General features: G+C 70.4%; 5 protein-coding genes. All 5 read right to left on the bottom strand.

Features of this window, described 5'->3' with window-relative positions:
* Nucleotides 1-364, bottom strand: a 364-nt coding sequence (gene merB / locus V5A19_RS13900) for an organomercurial lyase (RefSeq protein WP_332319893.1), incomplete at its 3' end; no start/stop codon positions are given.
* Between the two features lie 19 nt (nt 365-383).
* Nucleotides 384-2,018, bottom strand: coding sequence for a mercury(II) reductase (gene merA, locus V5A19_RS13895; RefSeq protein WP_332319892.1), 1,635 nt, complete (start codon nt 2,016-2,018; stop codon nt 384-386).
* 55 nt (nt 2,019-2,073) lie between these two features.
* A complete protein-coding gene (locus V5A19_RS13890; protein ID WP_332327962.1) occupies nt 2,074-3,132 on the bottom strand; it encodes a lipocalin-like domain-containing protein in 1,059 nt (352 codons plus the stop codon).
* Nucleotides 3,133-3,134: 2 nt separating this feature from the next.
* Nucleotides 3,135-3,539, bottom strand: coding sequence for a type II toxin-antitoxin system VapC family toxin (locus V5A19_RS13885; protein WP_332319890.1), 405 nt, complete (start codon nt 3,537-3,539; stop codon nt 3,135-3,137).
* Nucleotides 3,540-3,770: an AbrB/MazE/SpoVT family DNA-binding domain-containing protein gene (locus V5A19_RS13880; RefSeq protein ID WP_332319889.1), complete on the bottom strand. Its 231-nt coding sequence runs from the start codon at nt 3,768-3,770 to the stop codon at nt 3,540-3,542. It lies immediately after the preceding gene.
* Nucleotides 3,771-3,891: the final 121 nt, after the last annotated feature.

The raw sequence follows: 3,891 nt of genomic DNA, 5'->3' as shown, positions 1-3,891 counted from the left end.
GACACAGGCTGGTCACCTCCGCTTCCTCGCCGATGAGCCCGGGCAGGAACAGGGCGTCCCAGGCGCACCAGGCGAACAGGTCGCGCTGACCCACGCGAAGCTGCTGGCGGGTGGGGAACAGGTCCAGCCCCCAGAAACCGATGATGCTGCCGTCGCTGTCGTAGCGCAGCCCCCACCAGGCAGCCAGATGGCGGCGCACCGTGGCCACGGGAAGGCCGGTGGCCCCGGCCAGGGCCTCGGGGCTTACCGGCCCGCCCTGGGCCAGCAGGCCGAACAACGCCCGAGCCATGGGCCGGCCAGCGGGGCCAAAGTCGGGGAAGATGGGCAGCAGGTGCTCGGTCAGCGCCTCTGTCTGGCTCGTCATGCAACCTCTCCCCTCGTGCTCACCCGGCGCAGCAGGACAGCTCCGAGACGTCGCGGGTGAAGGTCTGGGCGCACAGCTTCAGGCCTTCCGCCATGGTCAGGTAGGGGAACAGCTCATCGCCCAGCGCCTGGACCGTCATGTCGTGGCGCAGGGCCAGGGCAGCGCTCTGGATCACCTCGCCGGCCCCCTCCGCCGCCACATGGGCCCCCAGCAGCCTCCCGGAGCCGCGCTCGGCCACCAGCTTGATGCGGCCGCGGGTGTCGAAGTTGGCCAGGGCGCGCGGCACCTGGGCCAGTTCCAGGGTGCGGCTGTCCGGGTCCCAGCCCTGGTCGGCGGCGGTTTCCTCGGTCAGCCCCACGGTGGCCACCTGGGGATCAGTGAACACCACCTGGGGTAGCACGGACAAATCCAGGCGCGCGTCGCCGCCGGTCATGTTGACCGCGGCACGAGTGCCGGCGGCCGCGGCCACGTAGACCAGCCGCGGCCGGTCGGTGCAGTCCCCGGCGGCGTAGATCACGGGCGCGGTGGTAGCCAGCCGGTCGTCGGTTCGGATGGCGCCTTCGGCGTCTACCGCCACGCCGGCCCGGTCCAGGGCCAGGTCCTCGGTGTTGGGGGAGCGGCCAGCGGCCACCAGCAAGCGATCGCCCGCCAGCCGCTCCCCGGTGTCCGTGGTCAGGACCACGCCCTGGTCCCAGCTTACCGTTTCCACCTCCCGGTTACCCAGCACACGGATGCCCTCGTCGGCAAACACCGCCCCCAGGACCGCCCCCAGTGCGGGGTCGTGATCGGCCAGCAGCCCGCGGCGGGTCACCACCGTGACCGCACTGCCCAGGCGGGCATAGGCCTGGGCTAGCTCGCAGCCGATGTAGCCGCCCCCCAGCACCAGCAGACGCGGGGGAACCTCCGTGGCCGCCAGGGCCTCGCTGGAGGTCCAATAGGGCCCCTCGGCCAGGCCCGGGATGGCCGGGATACGGGGGCGGGAGCCGGTGGCCAACAGGACGCGGTCGGGCGTGAGCCGGGCTTCGGTGCCGTCCGGTGCGATCACCGTGAGGGTGGCGGCATCCTCGAAGCGGGCCGTTCCGGCCAGGAAGGTTACCTCGGGGTGGGCGTCCAGGATGTCGCGGTACTTGGCCTGCTGCAGCTCGGCCACCCGTTCCTGCTGCTGGGCCACCAGGGGCTCCGGATCCACTTCAGGCCGGCAGCGGCTTACCCCCCGGAATGGATGGTGCCCGGCGCGGTAGGCGGCTTCGGCGGCCTTGAGGCGGATCTTGGAGGGAACGCAGCCCACATTGACGCAAGTGCCGCCGAGCATGGCCCGCTCGATCAGGGTCACCCTGGCGCCGGCGTCGGCGGCCCGGATGGCCCCGGCAAAGGCCGCGGAGCCGCCGCCAACCACCGCGACGTGGCGATCCGAGCCTTCGGCGCCGGCCTCCCGGCCGCTCTCCGCCGATTCCACTTCGGCGCCGTAGCCGGCCGCCGCCACCGCCGCCACCAGGCTTTCGGCGGCCAGGGAATCCGGCGCTTGGACTCGAGCCACACCCTCCGGATAGGCCACCGTCGCCTCGACGCCCTCCAGGGCGTTGAGGGCCGACGCTACGTGGCGGGCGCAACCGTCGCAGGTCATACCGGTGATGCGCAGGTAGATCTGGGTCATAACGGGCTCCGGCGGAATGGGTCCACCAGGTTAGACTCCGTACCCGGATACGGAGTCAACCGAGGCGGGTCATCTCCAGAAAGCCCTGACCGCTGCGGGAGCCGCTCACGGTAACCGCGCCTTCCCAGTAGGTGGGGCTGAAGGCCGAGGTGCCCACCATCTCCTGGGCATCGAACAGGGCGTCCACCCGAAGGCGCTCCCCGGCAACCGTGAGATCCCAGGCCACGAGGTAGGTGTGGCCGGTGGCCGGGGAGGTCCAGGTGCGCACCGGCTCCCAGGCCAAGGCGTCGCCGCTGAGGGGCTCGGTGCTGCGGTCCGGGGCGATGCGGGTGCCCGCGCGGTAGACGGTGGCCCCCTCAGCGTCGCGGAAGCGGTAGGCCATGAGGGCGCCGCCGTCATCGAAGCGCAGGCCCACCCAATCCCACCCGGCGGTGCCCTGGGGCAGGAAGGTGGAGGTCCATTCGTGGTCGAACCAGGCCTCCCCCTTGCCCTCGCCTTCCGGCAATCGCCCGGTCACCGCCATGGCCGGGTAGGTGTAGTAGTAGCTGGCCGACTTGCCGGCCGGGTCCTTGGGGCTGATGCCGTTGTTGCCGTGCCGGACGGCATCCCCGGTGGGCCGCAGGCGCAGGTCCCACTCACCCGGCGCGCCGCCCAGGCGCAGACGCCAGTCGCCCTGCCCTTCGGCGCTCAGTCCCCAGTCCCGGATGCCCACGTCCAGCCGGTCCGACGCCGCCCGACCGCCGTCCAGGCCGATCCGGGCCAGGCGCCGCCAGTGGCGGAAGGTCTCGCCGGCCGGATCGGCCAGGGCGGCGTGGGCGGTGACGATCTGACGGGGGGTGAACGCCGAAGGGTTGGCCAGCCAGTCGCCGGGCTCGGGCCGCTGGCGGAAGAAGGTCACCTCGAAGGTGCGCTCGCCGCCGCCCGCCAGCTCCAGGAAGCCGGTGAAATACCACCACTCGGTGGCGTAGTCGGGGTGGGCGGCGTGGTCGGCGGGCAAGCGAAGGGGGCGCTCGGGGGTAACCGGGGCGTAGGCCCGCTTTTCCGACGCCCGCAATCCGGGTACGACGGCAAGGGACAGAGCACCCAAAAGGCTCAGGCAGAGACGGCGATCCACGCTTACGGACCGATTACTGTCAGGCGGGGGAAATAGGAGCCGAACCGGCGGGTATCCCGGGTCAGCAGGCCGTACTCCTGGATCGCCGCATGGGCCCCGATATAGAAATCCGGTAACGGGGCTTCCTTGCCCCCGCCCGCTCGGCGGTATTCCAAAAAGGCCTTGCCCGCCAGGAATGCTGCCGGCCAGGGCAGCCCTTCGCGCCGGAAGGCTTCCGGGGACAGGGCATCATCCAGGTCCTCGATGCGCTCGAACCCCACCGAGACCTCGGCGTAGACCAGGGGATTGATGACCAGCATGTGGTCCGCGGCCAGCTCCTCCAGCCGGCCGGCGGACCAGTCCCCCCATTGGGAATCCTCGGTGGCCACATCCAGCAAAACATTGCTATCCACGAGGACTGCGTCCATTCAATCGCTATCCCGCGTCATGGCCATGATCTCTTCGGTGCTGAGATCAGCGCTAGCCCGCCCACGGAGCCGCTCGACAACCCGCTTACCGCGTCGCGGCGGGCCCGAGGCCTTTTCCATAACCACCCGCCCGTCCTCCAATCGGAACTCCACCTCGGTATCCGGAAGCAACCCGAGCTTTTCACGGATCTCGGCCGGGATGGTGACTTGGCCCTTTTGGGTAATCCGCATAAGCCGCACCTCCTACACCAATATTGTATTACTTTAAAGAGTAATACCGCCCCTGCTCCCTTTCAAGGCCGGGCCTGGAGCCAGAAGGTCACCGGGCCGTCATTGGTCAGGCTCACCTGCA

The organism is Thiohalorhabdus sp., assembly GCF_036628635.1.
Taxonomy (GTDB): domain Bacteria; phylum Pseudomonadota; class Gammaproteobacteria; order Thiohalorhabdales; family Thiohalorhabdaceae; genus Thiohalorhabdus.
The sequence above is the reverse complement of the archived record's forward strand: the minus strand, read 5'-3'. Positions and strand labels throughout refer to the sequence as shown.

Coding starts and splice junctions, on each gene's coding strand:
- merA (WP_332319892.1), bottom strand. CDS start 2,018: ATGACCCAGATCTACCTGCGCATCACCGGTATGACCTGCGACGGTTGC.
- V5A19_RS13885 (WP_332319890.1), bottom strand. CDS start 3,539: ATGGACGCAGTCCTCGTGGATAGCAATGTTTTGCTGGATGTGGCCACC.
- V5A19_RS13880 (WP_332319889.1), bottom strand. CDS start 3,770: ATGCGGATTACCCAAAAGGGCCAAGTCACCATCCCGGCCGAGATCCGT.